This is a genomic window from Kitasatospora sp. NPDC048545 (assembly GCF_040651155.1).
Taxonomy (GTDB): domain Bacteria; phylum Actinomycetota; class Actinomycetes; order Streptomycetales; family Streptomycetaceae; genus Kitasatospora.
The window spans coordinates 1-25,045 of sequence record NZ_JBEZIQ010000047.1; the positions used below are offsets into that span (position 1 = coordinate 1).

Genomic DNA, 25,045 nt, shown 5'->3' on the forward strand with positions numbered 1-25,045 from the left:
CCGCCAGGTCACCACCGACCCGGTACCCCTCCGGACGATCCGCAGCAGCCGTCTCCCCTCGTCGTCATCGATCTCCCGGACCTGCACGCGTTCAGTCACGTGATCATTCTGACCGTCCGGAGCCACCCTCCGCAGCACCAGACGACTCGTCACGAGAGGGCGAACGTTGCCTGATGCGGCACTAGTTCAGAGAAGCCTGCATCCGCTGCCCGATGCTCTCGATCAACCCGAAGATGATCCCGCGGCTCGATGAACTGGAGCAAGATCTCCTCGCACGCCGCGATCGGGCTACCGCCGAGGGCTGGCAGGGTGAGATCGAAGGACTCGACCTCACCCTCACCTTCCTGCGAAGCAAGCGCGAGCAGGCACGACGCTTCCCGCGTCAGGGCCCCGTCTCGCTCGGCCTCCCGGTGATTCCTCATCAAGAACCCCAGGTCACAGACGTGTGATCAGCAGCGCCGAGACGAGCAGTGCTCCGGAATGCAGGGCCTGATCTGCCAAATACATTCCATTGAGCCCGGCCGTCCGCAGCTCGGCGAAGGCCGGCGAGCCGGTGCGCTGCAGCAGCCAGCGCACCGGCCACCGCCGGTCCAACAGGGCATGAGTGGCCGCCGACCAGGCGAACCCGGCGGCCAAGCCGGTCATCGACAGCGGCAGCGGGATGAACAGCCGCACCAGGGCGAGAGGCGCGGCGAGGACCAGGTGGTACTGGCTGACGTGGGCCAGGCACGCGGCCCATCCCCGGCGAGGGTTCACCCCGGCGGCCACGTCCTCGGCCGTCGGCGCCCCCTTGTTGGGGTGCCGGTAAGAACGCTGTCACCAGCCGCAAACGGCGGTGATCAGCCCTCTGGCCTGGTGGGTCGGGGCAGTTCCGGTGTGCTCGTCGACTCGGCGAGTGCGAGACGGCCGCCCTTGAGTTCGGGTACGTAGTTGTAGATGGTGTTGCGGGAGACCCCGAGGAGCTTGGCGATCGAGGTGACGGTGTTCTCCGGGCGGGCGAGCAGGTCGCGGGCGTGACGTACCTGTTCGTCGGTCATCGCCAGCGGGCGACCGAGTCGGGCGCCGCGGGCGCGGGCGGCGTCCAGGCCCTCATTAGTGCCCTGCACGATGAGTTCGCGGATGAACTCCGCCAGGGCCGCGAACACGTGGAAGACCAGGCGCCCGCCGGGCGTGGTCGTGTCGAGCGCCTCGTGCAGCGAGGTGAAGCCGACGCCATGCTTGCGCAGGCCGGACACGATCGCGATGAGGTCCTGGATGGAGCGGCGCGCGGACCGCGGAGGGCCTGCCTAAGCTTGGAAGGGGCCTTCCTCCGAACCAGACGGTGCCGAGCGGCCGAAGATGCTCGGCACCGCGCCGGGTGGTGTGCGTCGTGACCGTTTTCAGTTGCTCCAACGTGGACGCCATGGAGGCCATTCGCTCCCCGCAGCCCGGGGACGTCGCCGAGACGGCGAACTACACCTCGATCGAGGACGCCGGTGGCGGGACCTTCTTCTTCGACGGCACGCACATCACCGGCGCCGTGCCCGCCTCCGTCCGGATCACGGGCGCGAGCTTCGACCCGGCCGCCCCCGGGCCCGTCGTCATCACGGCCCCCGGCCACCACTTCGCCGACGGCCAGGCTGTGCTCATCGAAGGCGTCACCGGGAACACCGCGGCCCTCGGCCGGTGGATGATCGCGGTCGATCCGCACACGCCGGACGCGCTCACCTTGATCGGTTCCCAGGGCAACCATCCGTACGCGGGCGGCGGTACGGTGGCGAGCGTCACGGTGACCACTTCCGGGCCGCACGGCCTCGCGCCGGGCGGGCGTGCGAAGGTCGACGGGGTGAACGGAAAGAACGGGTTCGTGCTGGACGCCCAGTACCTGCCCGTCGGGGTGACGGCGCCGGACACGTTCAGCCTTCCCGCCGCTCCGATCGGCTCGTACACGGGTGGCGGCTCGGTCGGTGACCGCGGCCTGTCGTTCCCCTGCGCGCGTCCGTCGCACGCCTCGGGTCGCTGGGTGCGGCGGCGCGACACCCCGGACATCAGCGTCGCGTGGTTCGGCGCAGTCGGCAACGGTGCCGTCGATGACACCGAATCGCTCGTCGCCACGCTCCGCGCGACGCGGACGGTCACCGGGACCGTCCGGCTTCCGGGCGGGACGTTCCTCACCACCGCCGAGATCGCCCTGGAGAACAACGTGGGCCCGGCCTCGGACCAGGGGCTCTCGATCAGTGGCGCGGGAGGGTCAGGGCAGGCCCTCCGCAACGGCACGCAGATCAGGGCGGGCGGGGCTGGCATGCGGTCGGTCCTGTCGATCGGCACCGGCTGGGTCACGGTCCAGGGCGTCAGCTTCCACGGGGGCGGCGTCGCCGACCACGGGATCCACCTCCAGGGCGCCGCGCGGCTGCACCTCGACGACGTGCTCGTCTCCGAGACGGTCAAGGACGGTTACCGGATGGTGGGACCGGACGCGGGGCATCCGATCGCGAACAACGACAACATTTACGGCCGGGAGGTATGGGCCCTGCGGTGCGGGACTTTGTACTGCTCGCCGACGCTCGCCTCCCGCTACCCGAGCGTCCGGTCGGTGAAGACGGTCAACGGGTCGGTGTCCGGCCAGCCCGGCAGCGTGACGCTCAGGGGTACGGGCACGGACTTCACATCGATCCCGGCCCGGCCCGGGGACTTCATCGTCATCGGGGCCGCGGACGACGCGACCCTCGAACGACTGGAGATCGTCAGCATCGACGGGCCGGCCCAGATCACGGTCCAGGCGAACCACCCACCAGCCCGGACGATTTCGAGCGAACCCTTCGCCATCGGGGTCGGCGACGGCTGGGTCGACGCGCTCACAGGCGCGGGTGCGAACCTCGGAGTACAGCCAGACTGCAGCCGCACTCTCCTGGACACCGGGCACTTCTACTCGTGCGCCGGCAGCGGCATCGTGAGCCGCTCCAGATACGGTCCGCTACTGGTGAACCAGGAGTTCGCCGGATGCGGATTCGCCGGCATCGTCATCGGCACGCTGGATCCGGCGGAAGGCCTGGGCCTCAACACGATCATCTCCCACCCCTATTTCGAGGGCACCCCCTTCTTCGGTGGCTGCATCTTCATCGCCGTGGCTCGGGGGCTCACCATCGACCAGCCGATGTGGCTCGGGCACCCCGCCCATCGCCGACTGGTCCTCAACGAGGTCAACGACCGCAACTCCGGCATCATCGGATGCTTCACCGACTGGCTGAAGCCCGATGGCACCGTCGGCGGCCTGCAACCGGTCGGCTCGACGACCGCGAGCGGCATCCCCGCCCTGCGCGGCGAGAACCTCACGAACTTCGGCACCTTCACCATGCCGTCGTCGGGCGCGGCGGTGATCATCGACCGGAGCCCCTGGACCACGACGATTCCGGTGATCGGACGAAACCTCAACTTCGTGGAGGACCGCGGCACGATCGACTCGGCGGCGGACATCACCGCCACGCCCACGTTCCCAGCGGGCGCCGACGGACAGGAGATCGCGGTCTGCAACGTCAGTGAACACCCCCTGACTTTCCATGACTGCAGGCTCGCCCCCGCCGGCACCCTGGGAACCGGCCTCGTCCTCGACTGCGAGCCGGGCGGCAGTGTCTCGTTGCCCCGCGGGCGGATCCTGACCCTTTACTTCTCCCTGGTCAACTCGATGAGCGGCCGGTGGACCCAGCGCGGTGCCGTCAGCGCCGCAGTGCCCGTCATCTCCTCCGTCCGGCCGGGAACCATCCGCGCGGCTGGCGGCGACACGGTCACGGTGACGGGCAAGAACCTCGACGACGCCGTCCGGGTCTACATCGGTTCCATCACCAATCTCGTCGGGACGATCACCACGAAGTCGTTCGCCGCGCTCACCTTCACCATGCCGCCGGTAGCCGCCGGCACGTACAACGTGCTGATCCAGACCGGGAGCGGGGCGAGCAACGTCGTGCCCGTCGTCGTGGTGGGCTGACCGGAGCCCCCTCAGTCCGTCGCGTCCAGGTCCAACGGAGTACGGGCCACGATCGCCGATCGTCGTCGCAGAGCTTCACCCACCGCAGCCGTACGGCCCCGGACTCACCCACACGGGTGACGCCCCGCAAGATCACCGCCGTTTGCGGCTGGTGACAGCGTTCTTACCGGAACCCCTTGTTTGCGGCCTGGTGGTCACTCTGGCCGAATACGTGGTCGGCCACGTTGTGACCGACTGCCAGCACGGCCCAGGTCGAGCCGAACGTCGCCAGTGTGGTCAGCTCTTCGATGCTGGTCACCGCGCACCCCCGACCGCCGCGGGCGCGAGGCTGCGGTGTCCGATCCGGCGCATACGCTGTCGCGACGGAACGGAGATCTTGGAGCTGGAGGCGGCATGTCCTTGACGTGGTTGGAGACGGAGGGCGGCCCGTTCATCGTGGTTCCTCGCGATGCTCTGTCGCATTGGTCGGGAACGGAGGGCGACTACGACCGGGCCTGCGAGGTGGTGGAACTGGTGGGTGTCCTCGCTCTCCCCGGTGACGCCGAGGCGCTTGTCCTCGGGGATGAACCGCTCTCCACCGCCTACCTTCCCGAGCACCGCGTCCTCGTCCGCTGGTGCTACGCAGAAAGCGAGGAAGGCGTCGCTGACATCGTCCTGGCCGGACTTCCCACCGCCGATTGGGAAGAAGGACCCGTACTGAAGACCACGGGCGAGCTCGTCATGTTCGACGCCGCCTACTTCGGCACCGAGGTCGGGACACTCACTGACAGCACTGTTCTTGAACTCGGCGCCGGCAGCTACCGAGTGGACTCGGCAAGCATCGAGCCCGACCGCCTCACGTCCTTTCGCGTCCACCGATTCGTTGAGCTGACCTGACGCGGCGTTGGTGCAGAGAAGGTCGGCCGGGTACCTCCCGGTGATCCCGAGGCTCGGCTCCTGACGTGAGGGATCACCGACCCGGTGAACGCGTGTGGTCGGAGCACTGGACTTCCGCGCTGTGACCGGCCGCCCCGTGACCCTGCTCGACGTGGCCCGGGCCGCCGGGGTGTCCAAGAGCACCGCCTCCGACGCGCTCCAGGGCTCCGGCCGCGTCGCCGACGCCACCCGAGAGCGCATCCGGGCGGTGGCGCGGGACCTCGGCTACCGGCCCAACACGGCGGCCCGGAGTCTGCGCCGGTCCAGTACGGGGGCGATCGGTCTGCACCTGCCGCGGACCGCCACGCGTCAGGACTACTACATGAACCTGGCGTTCGGCGCGGTCGAGCGGGCCAGGGAGGACGGGCTGGACCTCGTCCTGCTCGCACCGGGGACGGCGGCGGGCGGCGGACTCGCCGCCCGGGTCGACGGCCTGCTGGTCATCGACCCCGAGGTCGAGGACCCGCAGGTCCCGGACCTGCTGGCCGCGGGCGTCCCGGTGGTCACCGGCGAACGCTACCTGGGCGGGGGCGTCGCCCCGAGCGGAGCGGTGCTGTGCGACAACGCCGCCTTGCTGCTCGCGTTGCCGGACCACCTCGCCGAGCGCGGCGCGCGACGCCCGGCGCTGCTCGCGCCCGGTCCCGGCTCGGACTGGGCCGCCGCGCTGCGGGCGGCCGCCGACGCCTGGAGCGCGCGCGAGGGCGTCGAAGTGGTCGTGCGGACGGTCCCGTTCGCCGCCACGCCGGCCGAGGCCGAGGCCGCCACCGCGGACCTGATCGGCGGCTGCCCGGGCACCGACGCGGTGGTCCGTGCCCCCGACGGCGCCGTTCCGGGCGTGCTGGCGGCCGCGGCGCGGGCCGGTAGGCAGGTGGGCTCCGACCTGCTGGTGGCCGCCTGCGTCGACGGCGCGGCGGCCCGCGGCTCCAACCCCCGGGTGACCGCGGTCGACCTGCGCCCGGCCGAGTACGGGCGTGCGTGCGCGGCCCTGCTCGGTGAGCTGCCGGCGGGGGCGGCCGGGCCCGGAGCCGTACGGCGGCACGACTGGACGCTGAAGGTCCGGGAGTCCACGGCGGGCCGGGCCTGACACCGGTGCGGAGCCGGGCCGGTTCCCGTCCGCCGTCGTCGGGACCGATCGACGGCCGCTTCTTCAACACCGCTGTCGGCAGGGCTCGGTGACGATCGGTCAAGGCTGGGGCGGCTGTCACACGGCGCGGGTCGCGGCGAGCGGGGTGAGGGCGGCGTACGCCAGTGGCGCGGAGGGATCGATGGAGAGGTCCAGCGGGGCGGGCCGGGCGCCGGAGCGCACCAGCAGGTCGCCGATGGCGGCGATCATGGCGCCGTTGTCGGTGCACAGCCGCAGGGCGGGGACGCGCACGGTGATGCCGGCGGCCGCGCAGCGCTGCTCGGTGAGGGCGCGGATACGGGAGTTGGCGGCGACGCCGCCGACCACGACGAGGGTGTCGATGCCGTGGTCGGTGCAGGCCCGCACGGCCTTGTGGGTGAGGGTGTCCGCGATGGCCTCCTGGAGGGCGGCGGCGGCGTCCGGGACGTGCGGTTGGGTGCCGGCGGCGTGCTGGGCCTCGACCCAGCGGGCGGCGGCGGTCTTGAGCCCGGAGAAGGAGAACGCGTACGGCGGGTCGTCCGGTCCGCTGAGCGGGCGGGGGAGGCGGACGGCGGCCGGGTCGCCGTCGCGGGCGGCGCGGTCGATCGCGGGGCCGCCGGGGTAGGGCAGCCGGAGGATCCGGGCGACCTTGTCGAAGCACTCGCCGGCTGCGTCGTCCAAGGTGTCGCCGAGGTGGACGATCGGGTCGCGGGCGAGGTCGCGCACCAGCAGCAGGGAGGTGTGCCCGCCGGAGACGATCAGCGCGATGCACGGGTTCGGCAGCGGCCCGCCGTCGAGGGTGGCGGCGGCGACGTGCCCGGCGAGGTGGTGGACGCCGTGCAGCGGGACGCCGATGGAGAAGGCGTAGCCCTTGGCGGCGGCGAGGCCGACCTGCAGCGCCCCGGACAGGCCGGGGCCGGTGGTCACGGCGACGGCGCCGACGTCGGCCAGGGTGAGCCCGGCCCGGTCCAGGGCCTCCTGGACGACGGGGGCCACGGCGTGGACGTGGGCGCGGGCGGCGATCTCGGGGACGACTCCGCCGTAGCGGGCGTGCTCGTCCATGGACGACGCGACGGCGTGCCCCAGCAGCACGCCGTCGCGCACCAGGCCGGCGCCGGTCTCGTCGCAGGACGACTCGATTCCGAGCACCACCGGTGGTTCCGCCATCGCACGACTCCCTTATTGCCTATCAACTGCAACTGCAAGAGATTAGCAAGAGTGCCGCCGGGTGCTCGCTCCGGGCCGGGCGACCTGCCGCCCGGCCCGGAGCGCCGCTCAGCCGGCGCCCTGGTGGGCCACGACGGGGAAGCCGCTGTCCCCGGGGCGGAAACACAGGTCCTCGCGGTACCCCGGGAAGGCCGGGATGTGGTTCTTGCGCGTGCGGCCGACGAGTTCGCCGTTCCGGTCGACGCAGACGGCCGTGTTGTAGCCGAGTCCGCCGTCCTCGGCGCACTCGTAGAGGGACGCGTGGACGTTGCGTGGACGCTGACGCCGAGACCTGTGGCCGGTTCGGCGGCGAGGCGGACGGTGGGCCCGGTCTCGACGTCCTCCAGGTAGCGGGCGGCGCCGTCCGCCATCGGGTCGTCGGTGTTGCAGAAGTAGGGGTTGCGGGTCGGCTCGGGCAGGCACACCACCGTCGCGCCCTGCGCCGCGGCGAGGGCCACGCCCTCGCGCAGCCGGTCGTCGTGCTCGTTCGGGTCGCTGTACCAGCGCATCTGCACGAGTCCGACGCGCAGCGGCTCGCGTTCGGCGGGCTCGGTGCGGCCGGGGGAGCCGAGGGGGAGCCGAAGGACGTCAGGAGGGCGTACTCGGTCACGGCCGGACCGCCTCGGACTGCGGCCGGGTCGTCCGGCGGGTGCGGGCGACGGGCCTCGCGGCGGCCGGACGGCCGGTGGTGGTGGGCGCGGGCAGAGGGGCTTTCGGTGTGTGGGGCTGCTCACCTGTGTCAAGCTGGCTGAAATTTCAGTCAGGACCATCGGCGTGAAGCGGAATGCAGCCCTTGCCGGAACGTTCCGGCAAGGGCCGGCCGACCCGGGAACGCGGCACTCCGAGGACGGGCGCTCCGGTGGCGGGCCGGTCCGGCGCTCCGGCGCGTCCGTCGACAGCGATCGACAGCGACCGGCAGCGATCGGGCCGGGAGCGATCGGGAGTGATCTGGAGAAGAGGCCTCCGGCTCTTGCCTCCGGCCGAGTAAGTGATCTTAACTATGCATCCATGGAAGCGGATCCACCGCGATCCGTCGCCGCTGACCTCGACGGCACCCCCATGCGCTGCCCCGTTCCGCCCGTCTCCCAGGGTCGCTGACCGGCCTGCACCTCGGTGCTCCGTGCCCGGTCGAAAGCGATCAGGTCGGGTGCCACCACGCACCGGCACCGCGCCGTCGACCCCCGCGCTGACCACCCTCCCCCAGGAAAGAGGTCTGGCTTTGTCGGATACGCGCCACCCCCACCGCACCAGCACCGACCAGGCCGCCGCGCACCCAGCGCGTCCCGTGCGCACGCCGGGCACCCAGGCGGCCGACGACGGCCGGCTCGCGGAGCCGACGGCAGGACAGCAACGGCTCTGGGTGCTGTCACAGTCCGACGGTGCCAACGAGGCGTACAACGAGACCCTGGCCTTCACCCTGCGCGGCCCGCTGGACCGCGCGGCGCTCGGCCGCGCGCTCGACGGACTGGTCGCCCGGCACGAGGTCCTGCGCACCCGGCTGGTCGCCACCGAAGGCGGCGTCCACCAGCTGATCGGCCCGCCCGACTCCGGCTACACCCTCGCGACGGACGACCTGACCCGGCTCCCGGACGCCGCAACGCGCGTCACGGCCCTCCAGCGCGCCGAAGCCGCAACGCCCTTCGACCTCGCCCGCGGCCCACTGGCCCGCGGCCGGCTGATCGCCCTGGCCGAGCACCACCACGTGCTGCTGCTGACACTGCACCATGCCGTCTTCGACGGCTGGTCCATGAACGTGATGATGCGCGAACTCGGCACGCTGTACACGGCCTTCCGCGACGGTGCGGCGTCCCCGCTGCCGCCGCTGCCCCTGCAGTACGCCGACTACGCCCGCCGGCAGCGGGAATGGGAGTCCGGTGACGAACCGGCGGCGCAGGCCGCGTACTGGCGGGAAGCCCTGGCAGGCGCGCCGATCCTGCTCGAACTGCCCACCGACCGCCCCCGCCCGCCGGTGCAGGACCACCGCGGCGGCCGGGTGCCCGTCGCCCTCGACGGCGAACTCGGCGCCGCCCTCAGGGCGCTCGCACGGCAGCAGGGCGGCACGCTGTTCTCGGCCGTCCTGGCCGGCTGGTCCGTGGTGCTGTCGCGGCTGACCGGCCGGCACGACGTCGTCATCGGCGTCCCGACCGCGAACCGCCACCGCGGGGCCTACTCCGACCTCATCGGGTTCTTCGTCAACTCCCTGGCCGTGCGCGTCGACCTGTCGGACTCGCCGACCGGATCGGCCGTGCTGAAGCAGGTGCGCGGCACGCTGCGCGACGCCCTGAAACACCAGGACCTGCCGTTCGAGCAGGTGGTGGAACTGGTCAACCCGCCGCGCAGCACCGCCCACCCGCCGCTGTTCCAGACCATGGTCGCCTGGCAGCCCTCCCGGAGGAGCCTGCTGGACCTGCCCGGGATCGAGGCCGAGCCGCTCGCCATCCCCTACGCCGGGGCCAAGTTCGACCTGGCCCTGTCGCTGTCCGAGGAGGACGACGGCCGGGTGGTCGGCCATCTCGACTACGCCGGCGCGCTGTTCGACCACGCCACGGCCGAGCGGTACGCGGGCTACCTGCACCGGGTGCTGACCGGACTCGTCGACCGGCCCGACCTGGGCGTGGACGACCTGGAGCTCATGGACGAGGCGGAGCGCCGACGGGTGCTTTCGGAGTGGAGCGGCGCCGACCGGGCCCACCGGAACGGCCGCGCCGTCGCGGGCGACCGTGGGGACGAGACCGACGAGACCGACGGGACCGAGGAGCCCACCGCCCCGGCCGGGCTGGTCGAGCGCTTCCAGGCCCAGATCCGGACCCGCCCCGCCGCTCCCGCCCTGGTCCGCGAGGGGGAGCGGCTCGACTACGCGACGCTCGGACGCCGGGTCAACCGGCTGGCGCACGCGCTGATCGCCCGCGGCGTCGGCCCGGACCAGGTGGTCGGACTGCACTGTGGGCGCTCCACCGAACTGGTGGTGGGCGTCCTCGGCATCCTCACCGCGGGCGCCGCCTACCTGCCGCTCGACCCCGGCCAGCCCATCGAGCGGCTGGCCGCGATGGTCGAGGACGCGGCACCCGCCCTGGTGCTCAGCGACACCGACGACCCCACCGGGAGCCGGCAGTCCCTGCGAGGGGTCGAGGCCGAGGCGCAGCGCGACGACGCCCCGGGGACCACCGCCGGACCGACGCACCTGGCCTACGTCATCTACACCTCGGGCTCCACCGGCCGCCCCAAGGGCGTCGCGGTGACCCGCGGCAGCGTCACCAACCTCTTCGACACCTGGCTGGCCCGGTTCGGGGACACCCCCGGCGAGGCGGTCTCCGCCTGGTCGAGCATCGGATTCGACGCCTCCGTGCACGAGTTGCTGCTGCCGCTCACCACCGGCGCCGTCCTGCACCTCGTCCCCGACGACCTGCGCGGCGACCCGGGCGAACTGCTGGCCTGGATGCGCGAACACCGCATCGTGCAGGCGTTCCTGCCGCCGTCCTACGTCACGTGGATCGACGAGGACCCGCAGGCGTGCCTGGACGGGCTGGCGCTGCGTCAACTGCTCACCGGGGTGGAGCCCCTCCCGGAGAAGGCGCTGCACCGCATCCGGCAGGCGCTGCCCGGCCTGCGGATCTGCTACGGCTACGGTCCGACCGAAGCCACCCTCTACAGCACCGCCTACACCGACCCGCAGCCGCTGGACCGGCAGTGCCCGATCGGCCGCCCCCTGGACAACACCCGCCTCTACCTGCTCGACCGGCGGCTCCGGCCGGTGCCGACCGGGGTGGCCGGCGAGGTCCACCTCGGCGGGGCGAGCCTCGCCCGGGGCTACCTGCACCGCCCGGACCTGACCGCCGAACGGTTCGTCGACGACCCCTTCGTGCCCGGCGAACGCCTCTACCGCACCGGCGACCTGGCCCGCTGGCTTCCCGACGGCAACGCCCAGTACCTCGGCCGCAGTGACGACCAGGTCAAACTGCGCGGCTTCCGGATCGAACCCCGGGAGGTCGAGGCCGCGCTGCTGGCCCTGCCCGGCGTGCAGGAGGCGGCGGTGCTGGCCGACCGCGACGCCGCGGGCGAACTGCGCCTGGTCGCGGGCCTGGGCCGGGGCGACGCGCAGCCGCGCCCGCCGCACGAGTGGCGCGCCGCCCTGTCGCGGCGCCTGCCGGACTACATGATCCCCGCACTGTTCGTGGAACTGCCGCACCTGCCGCTCAACCGCAGCGGCAAGCTGGACCGTGCCGCGCTGCTGACCGCGGCCCGCGCCGCCACCCACACCCAGGTCAACACGGCGAGCCCGCGGGACCACGTCGAGATGGCGCTGCACACCATCTGGCGCCGAGTCCTGCTCCACCCCGGCATCGGGATATCCGACAACTTCTTCGACCTGGGCGGCACTTCCCTATCCGCCATCAAGGTCGCCCTGGCCGTCCGCGAGGAGTTCGGCGAGACCCTGCCGATCCGCGACATCGTGCAGAACCCGACCATCGAGGCCCTGGCCGAACGGCTCCGAGCGGGGGCGTCGGGCGCACCCGACGGCAACCTGGTCGAGTTCCGCGCGGGGGACGGACGGCAGCGGGTGGTCTGCGTCCACCCGGCCGGCGGCACCGCCTTCTGCTACCTGCCGCTGGCCGCGGCGCTGCCCGACCACGTCGGCGTCCTCGGCGTGCAGTCGCCCGGGATCAACCCCGGTGAGACGCCGCTTCCCACGGTCGAGGCCATGGCCGAGCACTACCTGTCCCTGGTCGACCCCCGGCCGGACGAGTCACTGGTGCTGTGCGGACTCTCCTACGGCGGCCTGGTCGCCCACGAGATGGGGCGCCGACTGGCCCTGGCCGGGCACACCCGGCTCAGCGTGGTGATGCTCGACACCCACGGGACCGAGGACGCGGAGGAACTCGCCGCGATCGAGCCCGTGGACATGGCGGACTTCCGCGACAAGCTCATCAGGTTCAACGGCATGTACCCGGGGATCGAGGACGAGCAGATCGACCGGTACTTCCGCATCTACAACCACAACCGGATGACCGCCCGCGACTACCGGGCGCAGCCCACGGCGGCCCGGCTGGTGCTGGTCGAGGCGGCCGGGGACGGAACCGGGGACGGAACCCCGGAGCAGGACGAGTCGCAGGCGGAGGGGCAGGCCCAGGCCCAGGAGCAGGCCGGTGACGTGCGCGCGTTCTGGAAGCCGCGGGCCGGCGGCGGTCTGCTGGTCGAGCCGGTCGCCTGCGGCCACTGGGACCTGCTGGAGAGCGCGGCGGTGCCCCGGATCGCCGCGCTGATCACGGCCGAACTGGACCGCGTCCCGGCTTCCCCACCGCCGTCCCCTGCCCCACCGCCGTCCCCTGCCCCGGTCCCGGCCCCTGCCCCGGTCCCGGCCGTGCCCGCAGCCGGACACCCGGCCGCCGGATCCACCGCGTCCACCGCGTCCACCGCGTCCACCACGTCCGCCGGGGAGGCCTGATGCGTGCCGAGAACGCCGTACCCGTCGCACCCCCTGCCACCGGCCTGGCCCGGGCCGTGCACGAGCAGGCCCTGCGCACCCCGCAGGCCCCCGCGCTGGTCGACGGCGACGTCCGGCTGGACTACACCGGCCTCGACACCGCCGCCGCGGCCGTGGCCCACGGGCTGCGCCGGGCCGGTGTCCGGCCCGGCCAGGCGGTGGCCGTCTGCCTGCCGCGCTCCTGGCAGCTCGTCTGCGCCATGCTGGGCGTCCTGCGGCTCGGCGCCCGGGTCGTCCCGCTGGACGCGCAGAGCCCTGCGGAACGCCGGCGCCACATCCTGACCGACTCGTCCAGCGTGGCACTGATCCACGGCGGCACGGCCCCCGACGACCTGCCGGGCCGGGTGCGTCCGCTGGAGGCGGCGGCGCTGCTCGCGGCCGGACCCGGCGACCCCACGGAGGTCTGCACCGGGGCGCCGGTCTCCTTCCTCTTCTACACCTCCGGCACGACGGGCCGCCCCAAGGGCGTCGAGGTACGGGACGCAGGCATCCTGCGGCTGGCGGCACCCGCGTACATCGGCATCACGGAGGGCGCGCGCTATGCCTGCCTGTCCAATCCGGCGTTCGACGCCCTCAGCTTCGAGGTCTGGGTGCCGTTGCTGACCGGCGGCTGCTGCGTCGTCCTCGGCGACGAGGCCGTCCAGACACCGCACCGGCTGGCCGCCACCCTGCTGCGGGAGCGCATCGACACGGCCTTCGTCACGGTGGCCCTGTTCAACGCGGTGGTGGACACGGAGCCGTCCTGCTTCGCCGGGGTCGGACAGCTGCTGGTCGGCGGCGAGCAGCTGAACGCCCGGCTGATCCGCCGCTGGTACCGGCACAACGCGGCGGCCCCCACCCGGCTGTACAACGTCTACGGCCCCACCGAGGCCACCACCTTCGCGTTGTGCCACCCCATCCCGCGCGACTTCGACGGTGACCTGGTCCCGATCGGACGGGCGCTGCCGCAGACCGAAGCCCTGCTGGTGGTCCCGGACGGCGGACGGGCCGCATCGGCCGGCGAGGTGGCCGAACTCCACCTGGCCGGCGCGGCCCTCGCGGCGGGCTACCGCAACCTGCCCGAGGAGACGGAGCGCCGCTTCGTCCGGCTGCCCTGGCACGACGGCGGCCGCACGCCGTACTACCGCACCGGCGACCTGGTGCGCGCCGACGCAGACGGCCGGATCGCGTACGTCGGGCGCGCCGACCGGCAGGTGAAGGTCCGCGGCTTCCGGATCGAGCCCGGCGAGCTGGAGCGGCAGATCGTCACGCACCGGGCGGTCCGGCAGGCGTACGTCTGCACCCGCCGGGTCGGCGAGCACGGCCCGAACGAGCTGCTGGCCTACGTCGTCCTCGGGGAGGAGATCCCGTTCGAGGAGTTCGACCGCCATCTGGCGGCCGGACTGCCCGCCTACATGAGGCCCCATCACATCCACCTCGTGGACGCGCTCCCGCTGACCGCCAACGGCAAGGTCGACCGGGCCGCACTGCTGCGCAGGGACGACCGGCCCTGGCGCCGTCCGGACGGCGACCGTCCGGACACCGGGGCCACCACCGCCCTCCAACGGGAGGTCCTGGACCTGGCGGCCGAGGTGCTCGGAGTGCCGGACCTGCGGCTGGACGACCGCTGGATCGCCTGCGGCGGTGACTCGCTCAAAGCCCTGCGGCTGCGCTTCGAGGCACGCCGGCGCTGGGGCTGCGACCTGCCGCAGGCACGGGTGCTGACCGGGGACCTGGCCGCGATCGCCCGGGCCGTCGCCGAAGCCGGACCCGCCGCCGACTCGCCGTACCCGGCACCGCCCGCCCCCACCCGGGCACGCTCGGCGCCCGCCACCAGCGAGCAGCAGCGCCTGTGGCTGCTGCAGCAGCGGGCGCCGCACTCCCGCGCCTACGCCGTGGAGCTGGCCTTCCGCCTGGACGGCACGGTCGACGCCGACGCGCTGCACGCTGCGCTGCAGGCGCTGGTGCGGCACCACGCGGCCCTGCGCACGGCCTTCGAGGCCACGCCCGAGGGCCTGCGCCAGACCGTCGGGGAGCCCTACGACCCGTGGACCGGACCCGGCCCCGAGGCGGCCGACGACGCCGGTGAGGACGTCGCCGGTGGGGACGGCGCCGGTGGGGACGGCGCGCGCGCCGCCGCCGGCGGCTTCTTCGCCGAGCCGTTCGACCTCGCCGACCCCCGGATGCTGCGCGCCCGCTGGCTGCCGCAGGACGGCGGCGGCGTGCTGCTGCTCCACCTGCACCACATCGCCGTCGACGGCTGGTCGCTCAACGTCCTGCTGGCGGACCTGTCGTCCGGCTACCGGCAGGTGATCGTCGGAGCTGCGGAGGCTTCGCCCCCCACTCCTGTCCCCACCCCGCTGGACTACGCGGCCTGGCAGGCCGACTGGTTCGCCGGCCCCGCCTACCTGGCCCAGCGCGCCGAACTGCGGGCCCACTACGCCCGCGCCGACGAGGACGCCGACCGGGACCGGACGGACCCGACCGGTACTGCCGCCTTCCCCCCGGCCCGCCTGCTGCACACCTCCCTCGACGTCGTGCGGCGCGCCGCCGTGGACCGGCTCTGCGCCGACCTGGGCATGACCCGTTTCGAGGTGCTGCTCGGCGTGTTCGCCTGGAGCCTGTACGGCGTGACCGGCGGGACCAGACCGCGGATCGCCGCGCCGGTGGCCAACCGACCGGTCCAGGAGTTCGAGGCCAGCGTCGGCATGTTCGCCAACACCGTGCTGCTGCCGCAGGCCGTCACGCCCCGCGAGGACCTGCGCGCCCAGCTGCTGCGCCTGGGCGCCGACGCGCGCCGGGTGCTGGACCGTCAGCACGTCGCGCTGGCCGACGTCCTGGCCGACCGGGAGCCGGCCACCGGAGCCGACTCCCCGTTCGACTACCTCTTCGTGCTGGAGAACACCGACTTCGCCGCGTTGGCCCTGCCCGGCTGCGCCTCCCGCCCGCTGTGGTGGGCCCCGGCGGAGGCCAAGTGCCCGATGACGCTGTCCGTGGTCGAGCACGAGGGCGGCCTCGACTGCCTGTGGGAGTACGCCGACGACCGCTTCGACGCCGACGAGGTCGCGGCGATGGCGGGCCTGTTTCGGCGGGGCCTGGACCTGCTCGCCGACGGCGGGACGGCGACCCCGGCCGAACTCGCCGCACCCTACCGCCGCCGACTGCCCCGACCCGGGCGCGGCACCGCGACGGCGCCGACCTGGACGACGGTGGCCGAGGGCTTCGCCCGGCAGGTCGCGCGCACACCCGACGCACCGGCGCTGATGTCCGAAGGCCGGTCGGTGAGTTACGCCGCGCTCGACGCCCACGCGGCGGCGCTCGCCGCCGACCTGCGGGCCGCCCACCCGCTGCCGGAGCAGGACGACCGTCCGTACTGCGTCGCGCTGCACCTGCGGCCGTCGGTCGAGCACGTGGTGGCGCTGCTGGCATTGGCCCGGCTCAACGTGACCATCGTGCCGCTGGACCCGTCCTACCCGCCGGCCCTGCGCCGGCAGGTACTGGACCAGGTGGAACCGGTGTGCGTGCTGCTCCCGCCGGACGGCGACCCGGAGTTCGACGCCGTCGACCCGGGCCGCATCGCGCGCCACCCGGTGGTGCTGTCACCTGCCTCGCCCGACCCGGCCACCACCGGCACCGCCACGGCCACCGCCACCGCCGGCACGGCCACCGCCGGCACGGCCACCGCCGGCCCGGTGCACCGCGGCGCCCGGCCGCTCTACACCCTTTTCACCTCGGGCTCCACCGGCGTTCCCAAGGGCGTGCAGGTCTCCGACCGCACCCTGTGCAACCTGTTGCAGTGGCAGGCGGAAGCGGGAGGGCTGGCCGGCCCGGCGGTCACCCAGCAGTTCTCCATGCTCTCCTTCGACGTGTCCTTCCAGGAGGTCTTCGGGACGCTGTGCGCCGGCGGCCTCCTCCACCTCGTGCGGCCCGACTGGCGGCAGGACGCCCCCGCGCTGCTGGAGCAGCTGGAGACGGCCGGCGCCGAGCGCGTCTTCATGCCCTACGTGGCACTCCAACTCCTCGCCGAACACGGCGTCCACCTGGGCCGCTACCCGTCGCGGCTGAAGGACGTGGTCACCGCCGGCGAGCAGCTGGTGTGCACCGAGGCGATCCGCCGCTGGTTCGCGGGCCTGCCGGGTGCCCGGCTGTTCAACCACTACGGCCCCACCGAGACGCACGTGGTGAGCAGCCTGTGCCTGGACGGCGATCCGGACCGCTGGCCGGAGCGTCCCGCCATCGGCCGGCCGGTGGCCAACGCGGTGCTCACGGTGGTCGACGAGGCCGACGAGCCCGTTCCGCCCGGCCGCCCCGGCGCCCTGCTGATCGGCGGCACGATGGCCGCGCGCTGCTACCTGGGCGACCCGGCGCTCGACGCCGCCCGCTTCGTCGAGCTGCCCGGCCTCGGCCTGTGCTACCGCAGCGGCGACCGGGCCCGCTTCGACCGGCAGGGCCTGCTGCACTTCCTGGGCCGGGACGACGACCAGATCAAACTGAGCGGACACCGCCTCGAACCGGGCCAGGTCGAGGCGGCCCTGCTGCGGCACCCGGACGTCGTCAACGCCGTCGTGGTCCGCGACGGCGACGACCTGGTGGCCTGCCTGCAGTGCCGCGGGGAGGCGCCCACGGTTCGGGAGCTCACCGCGCACCTGGCGCCGATCCTGCCCGGCCACGTCCGGATCGCCCGCTTCCGAGTGCTGGGAGAACTGCCCAGGACCCCCAGCGGCAAGCTCGACCGCCGGGGCGCCCTGCGCTCCGCCGGGCGGGAACTGCTCCGGCCGACGGCCTGCGGCATCGGCCTGTCCGCACGCGAAGCCCAGCTGACCGTGGCGTTCGAGACGGTCACCGGTGCGGCGATCGACCCGGGACAGACCTTCTTCGAGGCCGGAGCCTCCAGCCTGGGGCTGATGCGCTTCCAGCTCCACTGCACCACCGCACTGGGCCTGCGCTTCACCGTCGCCGACCTGTTCGAACACGTCACCGTGCGGGCGCTGGCCGGCTTCCTGGACCGCTCGGCACCGGCCGCCGACACCGCTGTGTCGACCTCTGTGGTGACCGTGGTGCCGGCCGGCGTCGCCGGGCAAATCGGCGCCACCGGACGGCTCGTCGCCGACGGACCGGTCACCGCTGAGGAAGCGTTTGCCGCCGGTGGGCCGATCGCCGCCGACGAGCCGATCGCGGTCGTCGGGATGGCGGTACGCCTTCCGGGCGCCGCCGACCTCGCCGCGTTCTGGCGGATGGTCACCACGGGCGGCATCGGCATCGAGCACTTCGACGCCGCCGACGGCCTGGTCGGGGCGCGCAGCCAGCTGGACGGCCCGCTGGCCTTCGACCCGGACCACTTCGGCATCAGCCGGCAGGAGGCCCGGCTGATGGACCCCCAGCAACGACACCTGCTGATGAGCTGTGTCGAGGCACTGGCACACGCCGGCATCGCCGATCCGTCCGGCCGGCGCGTCGGCCTGGTCGCCGGGGCCGGCGAGAACACCTACTTCCAGTCCATGCTCCGCGAGGCCGACCCCGAACGCCTGCCCGACGTCTTCCAGTTGGCCCTGCACCACGACAAGGACTACCTCGCCACCAAGGCGGCCTACCACCTCGGGCTGACCGGTCCCGCCTTCACCACCCAGGCGGCCTGCGCCAGTTCGCTGGTCGCCGTCCACGTCGCCGCCGGGCTGCTGCGCCAGGGTGATGCCGAGGTGATGCTGGCTGGCGGCGTCCTGGTCGATCCGACCCTGACCGGCGGATACCGGTACCAGCCGCAGCACATCTTCTCCGTGGACGGCCTCTGCCGGCCCTTCAGTGACGACGCGAGCGGCACCATCGGCGCGAGCGGCGTCGGCGTGGTGGTGCTCAAGCCGCTCCGCCTGGCCCGCCGCGACGGCGACACCGTCTACGCCCTGATCACCGGCTCGGCGGTGAACAACGACGGCTCCGACAAACTCAGTTACAGCGCCCCCTCGCTCGCCGGGCAACGCGAGGTGATCCGGGCTGCTCTGCGCCGCAGCGGCCGCAGCGGCGCCGACCTCGGCTACGTCGAGGCCCACGGCACCGCCACCCGGCTCGGCGACCCGGTCGAGGTCGGCGCCCTGCGCCAGGCCTTCGACCTGGACCGGTCCGGCCACTGCGCGCTGACCTCGGTCAAGAGCCAGATAGGGCACCTGGGCGCGGCGGCGGGCGTGGTCGGACTGGTACGGGCCGCGCTCGCGGTCCACCACGGCGTCATCCCGCCCAACGTCGGCTTCCACGCTCTCAATCCGCAGCTCGGCGCCGACCCGACGCCGTTCTACGTCCCCACCGAGGCCCGGCCCTGGCCCACCGACCGGGACAGGATCGCGGCGGTCAGCAGCTTCGGGATCGGCGGCACCAACGCCCATGTGGTGCTGGAGGCCGACAGGCCGGCCCCGGGGACGGCGGAGGAAGCCGGATCCGGCCCGGAGGCGGGCGCCGCGGGCCTGACGACGGGCGACGCGGCAGCGGACACCTCCGTGCTCCCCTGCCTGGTGCTCTCCGGCAGCAGCGAAGCGGGCCTGCGCGCCGACGCCGCCCGGATCGCCGACTACCTGGCGGCCCGTCCCGCCGCCTACCCGCAGGTGCTGCGCCACCTCCAGGCGGGCCGTCCCGCGCGCCGCCGTCGGCTGGCAGCGGTCTGCCCCGACGCCTCCACCGCCGTGGCCTGGCTGCGCGACGCGGGCCGGATCACCGACGCCGGAGCGGGGGACACCCGGACCGGAACGGGGGACACCCGGTACCGGCCGGCGGCCTCGGGCGAAGGCCTCACCGCCGAGGAGACGGCCGCCGCCTGGCTGTCCGGCGAGCGGATCGGCCGTCCCGCCGGCCCGGCGCAGGCACCGTGGGACTTCCCGCCACCGGCCTTCGAGCTGACGGAGTTCGACTTCCCCCGCGCCGCAGCGGCACCGGACCGCACCGGTCCGGCCGCCGCCGTTCCGCCGCGCCTTCCAGAGCACGCCTGGCTGCACCAGCCGCACTGGGCACGGCTGCGCCGCGCGGACACGGCGATCGGCGCGCGCAGCTCCCGGCTGCTGGTGCTGCTCACCGACGGACCGGCACCCCCGGACGCGGTCCGCGCCTTCGAGGCCGCCTACGCCCGGGTGGTGCGGGTCAGCGCCGCCGGGGCGTTCGCCCGGCGCGGTGAGGACGTCTACGAGGTCGATCCGGCCGATCCGGCCTCGCTCGGCCGGCTCCTCGACGCGCTGACGGGTGCGGGCGCGGGTGCGGGCGCGGCCCTCGGTGTGGGCGGCACCGGCTCCGAGAGCGACACCGGCTCCGAGGGCGACACCGGAATCGACTGGCTGCACGCGCTGCCGCTGGGCATCGGCGGTCCGGTCGGCCGGGACAGCCTGGCCCGGGCCCGCTGGGCCTGTCTGGACACTCCGGCCGCTCTGGTGCGCGCCGCGGCCGAGGCCGCCGGGCCGCTGCGGCTGAGGCCGTGGTGGCTGTCGTACGGGGCGCGGCCGGTGGACGGCCCGGTCCGGCGGCCGGAGGCCGGCCTGCTGGCGGGCGCCGCCGAGGTGGCGTCCCAGGAGGGCGCCGCGGACGGCCACTGGATCGACCTGCCCGACGCCGACCCCGCCCACTGGGCAGCGCCGCTGGCCGCCCTGCTGGCCGGGGCCGCCACGACGGCCCCGGACGCCACGACGGCCCCGGACGCGGCGACGGCCCGGGACGCGGCGACGGCCGGTCCACCGCCCGCGGCCGGACCACCGCCCGCGGCCGCGGGCGGACTCCCGCGCCGGCTGGCCCTGCGCCGGGGCCACTGGTGGGAACAGGTCGCGCTGCCGGTCTCCGCGACCGGCCCCGGCCCCGTCGGGCTGCCCGCCGGAGGCGTGCACCTGGTCCTGGGTGGCACCGGCGGGATCGGCCGCAGTGTCGCCGCGTGGCTGCTGGAGCACGGCGCCGCGCGGGTGCTGCTGCTGGCGCGGCGGCCCCGGCTGCCGGAGGAGCTGATGCCCTGGGTCGACCGGGTCGAGCTGGTCGACGCCGATCTCGCCGAGTCGGCGCCCGAGGAGATCGCGGCCCGCATCGGCCGGCGCACCGGCCGCCTCGACGGCGTGGTCCACGCCGCCGGGGTCGCGAACGGCGGCCTGATCGCCCGGCGCGACGCCGGGGCGATGTGGCGCGGCTCCGCCGCCAAGCTGCAGGGCGCCCTGCTGGTCGAGCAGTTGATCGAGCGCTACCGGCCGTCGGTGGCGGTGTACTGCTCGTCGATGTCCGCGGAGCTGGGCGGCGTCGGCCAGTTCGACTATGCGGCCGCCAACAGCCTGCTCGACGGTTTCGCGCAGTACCGGTCCGGCGAGGCCGATACCACGGTCCGGCTGGGTGTGAACTGGGACGTGTGGAGCGAGGCCGGGATGGCGCTGCACGCGCCGCCGGCCGACGCACGCCACCGGGCCCACCTGTCGGTCGGGCTGACGGTGGCCGAGGGCAAGCGGGTGTTCGCGCGGGCCGTGGGACTGCAGCTGCCGCAGGTGCTGGTCTCCACCACCGGCCTCGACGAGTCCCGCGCGTTCTACGCGGCGCCCACCCGGGCCGTCGTGCCGCCCGCGACCACGGCGCCCACGGCGTGGACCGGGACCACCGGAACGGCGCCGACGGCGTCGACCGGGACCACCGGAGCCACGCCGGTGCCCGCCGGCGGCGGTACCGCGGCGGCCGAGGCGGCTCGCGGGAGCGCGGCCGTCCTGCTCGGCGACTGGCTGTGCGACTGGCTGGACCTCGACCACGTCGACCCCGACGCCCCGCTCTACGACCTGGGCGTCGACTCGCTGACCCTGCTCGACCTGATCGGCCTGGTGAAACGTCACTTCGACGTCGAGCTTGAACTGACCCGGCTCAGCCACCGGGTCTCCCTCACCGAGATCCTGACCCGGCTGGCGGAGGCGGCGCCCGCCGGCAGTGCCGGTGCGGACGACGTGGTCCCCGAGGTCTGGCAGCAGGGCACCGGAGACGACGTGCTCTGCCTGGTGCACCCCGTCGGCGGCGACATCCAGGCCTACCGGTCCCTGGTGTCGGCCCTGGGCCCCCGGCTGACCGTCTGTCTGATCGCCGACCCCGCGCTGGCGCGGCCGGGGACGGCGGACTGGAGCCTGGCCGAGCGGGCGCGCCGCTACGCCGCCGCCCTGCGAGCGCGCTTCGCGGACGACACCCACCGGCTGCACCTGGCCGGCTGGTCCTTCGGCGCCTGGGCGGCGATGGGGATGGCGGCGCAGGCGGAGGCGATCGGCCGTCCGGTCCACGGCCTCCATCTGATCGATCCGCCGCCGCCCGGTGCCGGCGTGCACTTCCAGGACTACGACGAGGGCCGGCTCCAGGCTGTGTTCGCGAACGAGCTGAGCCAGGGCGGGTCCGCGGTGGCCGGCCCCGAGGCACAGGGCTACGCCGACCGCCTGGTGCGGTGCTGCCGGGCCAACCTGCGGAGCATGGCCGACCACCGGATGCCGCTGCTGAGCGCCACCCCCAGCCACCTGTGGCTGGCCGAGCGGCCGGTGGAGGGACTGCCCGTACCGGCGTCCCCGGAGGAGCAGCGGGAGCTGTGGCGCCCGCACCTGCCGGAACCCAGCACCTGGCACCGGCTGGACACCACGCACTACGGCATCGTCCGCCCGCCCCACGTGCATGCCGTGGCGGCGGCGATCGACGCGGCGACGGACGACCCGCCCGGGGGCGGCGTCGACCGTCCCCGGCCGTGACCCCGGCGCGCTCCCCGCACCGGCGGTCCCGTCCGACCCCCACCACCGTCCGACCATCGGAGACCACCCCCGTGAACCCCTACCAGTCCCTACCGGCGCGCTCGTTCTGGCGGTCCGCCGTGGCCGAGCCCGACCCGCTCGCCATCGACGAGCTGTGGACGCCCGCGTTCGAGATCGGGCAGGACGACCCGGTCCTCACCGCCGGGTCCTGCTTCGCCGCCCACATCGGCCGCGCCCTGCTGGAGCGGGGCATGAACTGGTACGACGCGGAGCCCGCCCCGCCGGGGCTGACCGAGGAGGAGCGCCGGGCGCGCCACTACGGGGTGTACTCGTTCCGCACCGGGACGATCTACACCGCCGCGGTGCTGCGGCAGTGGCTCTCCTGGGCCTTCGGCCGCACGACCCCGCCCACCGGGGCGTGGTCGGAGGACGGCCGCTATTACGACCCCTACCGCCCGTCCGTCGAACCCGGCGGCCACGCCTCGGCCGAGGAGATGCTGGCCGCCCGCGGGACGACCCTCGCCGCGATCCGCGACGCCGTCACCGAGGCCGGCTGCCTCGTCTTCACCCTGGGCCTGACCGAGGCCTGGCGGGACCGCGCCGACGGCACCGTCCTCCCGTCCTGCCCCGGTACGGTGCGCGGCACCTTCGACCCGGAGCGCCACGTCCTCCACCGGTTCACCTTCGACGAGGTGTACCGGGACCTGGCGGAGGCCGTCGCACTCGCCCGCCAGGCCAATCCGCGGCTGCGCGTCCTGCTGACCGTGTCCCCGCACCCGCTGACCGCGACCGCGACCGGCGACCACGTGCTCACCGCCAACACCCACTCCAAGTCGCTGCTGCGGACGGTGGCCGGGCAGCTCACCCTGGACCTCGACGACGTCGACTACTTCCCCTCCTACGAACTCATCACCGGAATCCCGTTCCGGAGCCGGTTCTACGCCCGCAACCTGCGTGAAGTGACGCCCGAGGGCGTCGACTTCGTCATGCGCCACTTCATGACCGCACTGTCGCGGCCCACCGCCGGCCCGCGACCGGACCGGACCGGCCCGGCGGCGGAGCCGAAGGGAGGGGACACCTGTGACGACGCCGTCCTCGACTACTACCGCCCCCGCTAGGTTCCTGCTGCTCGGCGACTCGCACGCGGGCCCGATCGGCCGGGCCGCGAAGGCCGCCCGGATCCCCTTCCAGGGCGGTCCGATCGGCGCCGGCCGCGAGTTCACCGACGACTTCTTCGAGCCGCGCGAACACGACGTGGTGTTCCGCAAGACCGAGGCCGAACAGTACTACCGGGGCTTCCTGACCGACCTGGACGTCGACGTCCTCGGACGTCTGACGGTCCCGCTGGTGTCCACCTTCGGCCTCAGCGCGCACTTCGTCGCCACCCGGGAGAACTGGCGCCTCTACCGCCACCGCGACGGCGGCTTCGCTCCGGGCTTCCTGTCCGGGCCGCTGTTCGACGCCGTCGTCCGTGCCACCGTCCGCGACGCGCTGGCCTTCTACCGCCACGCACTCGGCCTGGGCCTGCGGGTCCTGGCCGTGCTGCCGCCGCAGCGGGTGCCGGAGCAGTCCGACCCGGCGGTGTTCACGGCCGCGCAGGAGACCGTCCGCAGCGCGCTCGACGCCCTCGGCGTCGAACTCGTCGACCTGCGCGCCCGCACCACCGGACCGGACGGCCTCCAGCGCCCCGAGTTCTGCGAGACCGACGACGCCATCCACGGCAACCTGGCCTTCGGCCGGCTGATCCTCGCGGATCTGCTGGCCCGCGGCCTGTGACGACCTCGACCCCCCCCACCACAGGAGCACGCCATGGAGCAGTACGAACTGGACGCCGTCAAGGCCGTCACCACCAGGCCCGCCCACCCGTACCGGACCATCACGGTCGACCCGGTCACCCCGGTGATCGGCGCCGAGATCTCCGGCATCGACCTCTCCCAGGAGCTGCCGGACGAGCAACTGGCCGAGGTGAAGCGGGCGTTCCTCGACCACCACGTCCTCGTCTTCCGTGACCAGCACCTCACGGACGAGGACCACAAGCGCTTCGCCGGGCACTTCGGCGAACTGCGCCCGGTCAACCCGCCCCCGGTCGACGCGGACCCGTACGTCCTGGAGATCCGCACCAGCGCCGAGGCGGAGAACGTCGCCGGCAACGGCTGGCACGCCGACGGCACCGCCGACGCCGAACCCTCGCTCGGGTCGATGCTCTACATCACCCGCGTCCCCGAACCCGGCAGCGGCGGCGACACCCTGTTCGCCAACATGCACCTCGCGTACGAGATGCTCTCCCCGACGATGCGCGAACTGCTCGACGGCCTGACCGCGATCCACGACGGCCTCGTCGCCTTCCAGGGCTACACCCCGCCCCCGGGGTACGTGATACCCAAGAACGAGCACCCGCTGGTGGTGCGCCACCCCGAGACCGACCGCAGGATCCTCTACGTCAACAAGGCCTACACCGCGCGCATCCCCCAGCTGTCGGCCGACGAGAGCCGGGCCCTGCTCGACCTGCTGTTCGCCCTGCCCGCCCAGCGGCCCATGCTGACCTGCCGCATCCGGTGGACCCCCGACACGCTGGTGTTGTGGGACAACCGCTGCGTCCAGCACCACGCCACGTACGACTACTACCCGCACACCCGGTACGGCCGCCGGGTCGCCATCGACGGCGGACCGCTCAAGGGCTGAGCCGACCGGGG

Annotated in this window: 14 protein-coding genes; 9 read left to right on the forward strand and 5 right to left on the reverse strand. The window is 73.8% G+C overall.

What is annotated here, in order from left to right; all coding sequences use genetic code 11:
* Positions 1-212: 212 nt before the first annotated feature.
* Complete coding sequence (locus tag AB0D10_RS33695) at positions 213-449, forward strand: recombinase (RefSeq protein WP_360262787.1); 237 nt, start codon at positions 213-215, stop codon at positions 447-449.
* Here AB0D10_RS33695 and AB0D10_RS33700 read toward each other — a convergent pair.
* Both AB0D10_RS33700 and AB0D10_RS33705 read right to left on the reverse strand, forming a co-directional pair.
* The gene (locus tag AB0D10_RS33700) at positions 436-756 is read right to left on the reverse strand and encodes a hypothetical protein (RefSeq protein WP_360262789.1); all 321 of its coding nucleotides are present in this window, start codon (positions 754-756) and stop codon (positions 436-438) included. The two genes, AB0D10_RS33695 and AB0D10_RS33700, sit on opposite strands and share 14 nt — an antisense overlap.
* An 83-nt stretch (positions 757-839) precedes the next feature.
* A complete protein-coding gene (locus AB0D10_RS33705) occupies positions 840-1,256 on the reverse strand; it encodes a recombinase family protein (RefSeq protein WP_360262899.1) in 417 nt (138 codons plus the stop codon).
* A 113-nt stretch (positions 1,257-1,369) separates the two neighbouring features.
* Here AB0D10_RS33705 and AB0D10_RS33710 point away from each other — a divergent pair, with 113 nt between their 5' ends.
* Positions 1,370-3,961, forward strand: coding sequence for an IPT/TIG domain-containing protein (locus tag AB0D10_RS33710; RefSeq protein ID WP_360262791.1), 2,592 nt, complete (start codon positions 1,370-1,372; stop codon positions 3,959-3,961).
* A gap of 163 nt (positions 3,962-4,124) precedes the next feature.
* On the opposite strand, the gene AB0D10_RS33715 is transcribed toward AB0D10_RS33710, so the two are convergent.
* Positions 4,125-4,259 (reverse strand): hypothetical protein, encoded by a 135-nt coding sequence (locus AB0D10_RS33715; RefSeq protein WP_360262793.1) that lies wholly within the window; start codon positions 4,257-4,259, stop codon positions 4,125-4,127.
* Positions 4,260-4,354: 95 nt separating this feature from the next.
* Between AB0D10_RS33715 and AB0D10_RS33720 the strand changes: the two genes are divergently transcribed.
* A complete protein-coding gene (locus AB0D10_RS33720) occupies positions 4,355-4,837 on the forward strand; it encodes an Imm21 family immunity protein (RefSeq protein WP_360262795.1) in 483 nt (160 codons plus the stop codon).
* 121 nt (positions 4,838-4,958) lie between these two features.
* On the forward strand, positions 4,959-5,960 hold the full coding sequence (locus tag AB0D10_RS33725) for a LacI family DNA-binding transcriptional regulator (protein WP_360262797.1): 1,002 nt from the start codon (positions 4,959-4,961) through the stop codon (positions 5,958-5,960).
* A 117-nt stretch (positions 5,961-6,077) separates the two neighbouring features.
* Here AB0D10_RS33725 and tsaD read toward each other — a convergent pair whose 3' ends face one another.
* The gene (gene tsaD / locus AB0D10_RS33730) at positions 6,078-7,145 is read right to left on the reverse strand and encodes a tRNA (adenosine(37)-N6)-threonylcarbamoyltransferase complex transferase subunit TsaD (RefSeq protein WP_360262799.1); all 1,068 of its coding nucleotides are present in this window, start codon (positions 7,143-7,145) and stop codon (positions 6,078-6,080) included.
* Positions 7,146-7,253: 108 nt separating this feature from the next.
* On the reverse strand, positions 7,254-7,607 hold the full coding sequence (locus AB0D10_RS33735; protein WP_360262801.1) for a nitrilase-related carbon-nitrogen hydrolase: 354 nt from the start codon (positions 7,605-7,607) through the stop codon (positions 7,254-7,256).
* A gap of 862 nt (positions 7,608-8,469) precedes the next feature.
* Between AB0D10_RS33735 and AB0D10_RS33740 the strand changes: the two genes are divergently transcribed.
* The 5 genes from AB0D10_RS33740 to AB0D10_RS33760 all read left to right on the forward strand — a co-directional run bounded on the left by AB0D10_RS33740 (position 8,470) and on the right by AB0D10_RS33760 (position 25,034).
* Positions 8,470-12,627 (forward strand): amino acid adenylation domain-containing protein, encoded by a 4,158-nt coding sequence (locus tag AB0D10_RS33740; protein WP_360262901.1) that lies wholly within the window; start codon positions 8,470-8,472, stop codon positions 12,625-12,627.
* A complete protein-coding gene (locus AB0D10_RS33745; protein ID WP_360262803.1) occupies positions 12,627-22,352 on the forward strand; it encodes an amino acid adenylation domain-containing protein in 9,726 nt (3,241 codons plus the stop codon). The genes AB0D10_RS33740 and AB0D10_RS33745 overlap by 1 nt, the downstream gene beginning before the upstream one ends.
* A gap of 71 nt (positions 22,353-22,423) precedes the next feature.
* Complete coding sequence (locus AB0D10_RS33750) at positions 22,424-23,470, forward strand: GSCFA domain-containing protein (RefSeq protein WP_360262805.1); 1,047 nt, start codon at positions 22,424-22,426, stop codon at positions 23,468-23,470.
* A complete protein-coding gene (locus AB0D10_RS33755) occupies positions 23,433-24,128 on the forward strand; it encodes a hypothetical protein (RefSeq protein ID WP_360262806.1) in 696 nt (231 codons plus the stop codon). The genes AB0D10_RS33750 and AB0D10_RS33755 overlap by 38 nt, the downstream gene beginning before the upstream one ends.
* Positions 24,129-24,161: 33 nt before the next feature.
* The gene (locus AB0D10_RS33760) at positions 24,162-25,034 is read left to right on the forward strand and encodes a TauD/TfdA family dioxygenase (RefSeq protein ID WP_360262808.1); all 873 of its coding nucleotides are present in this window, start codon (positions 24,162-24,164) and stop codon (positions 25,032-25,034) included.
* Positions 25,035-25,045: the final 11 nt, after the last annotated feature.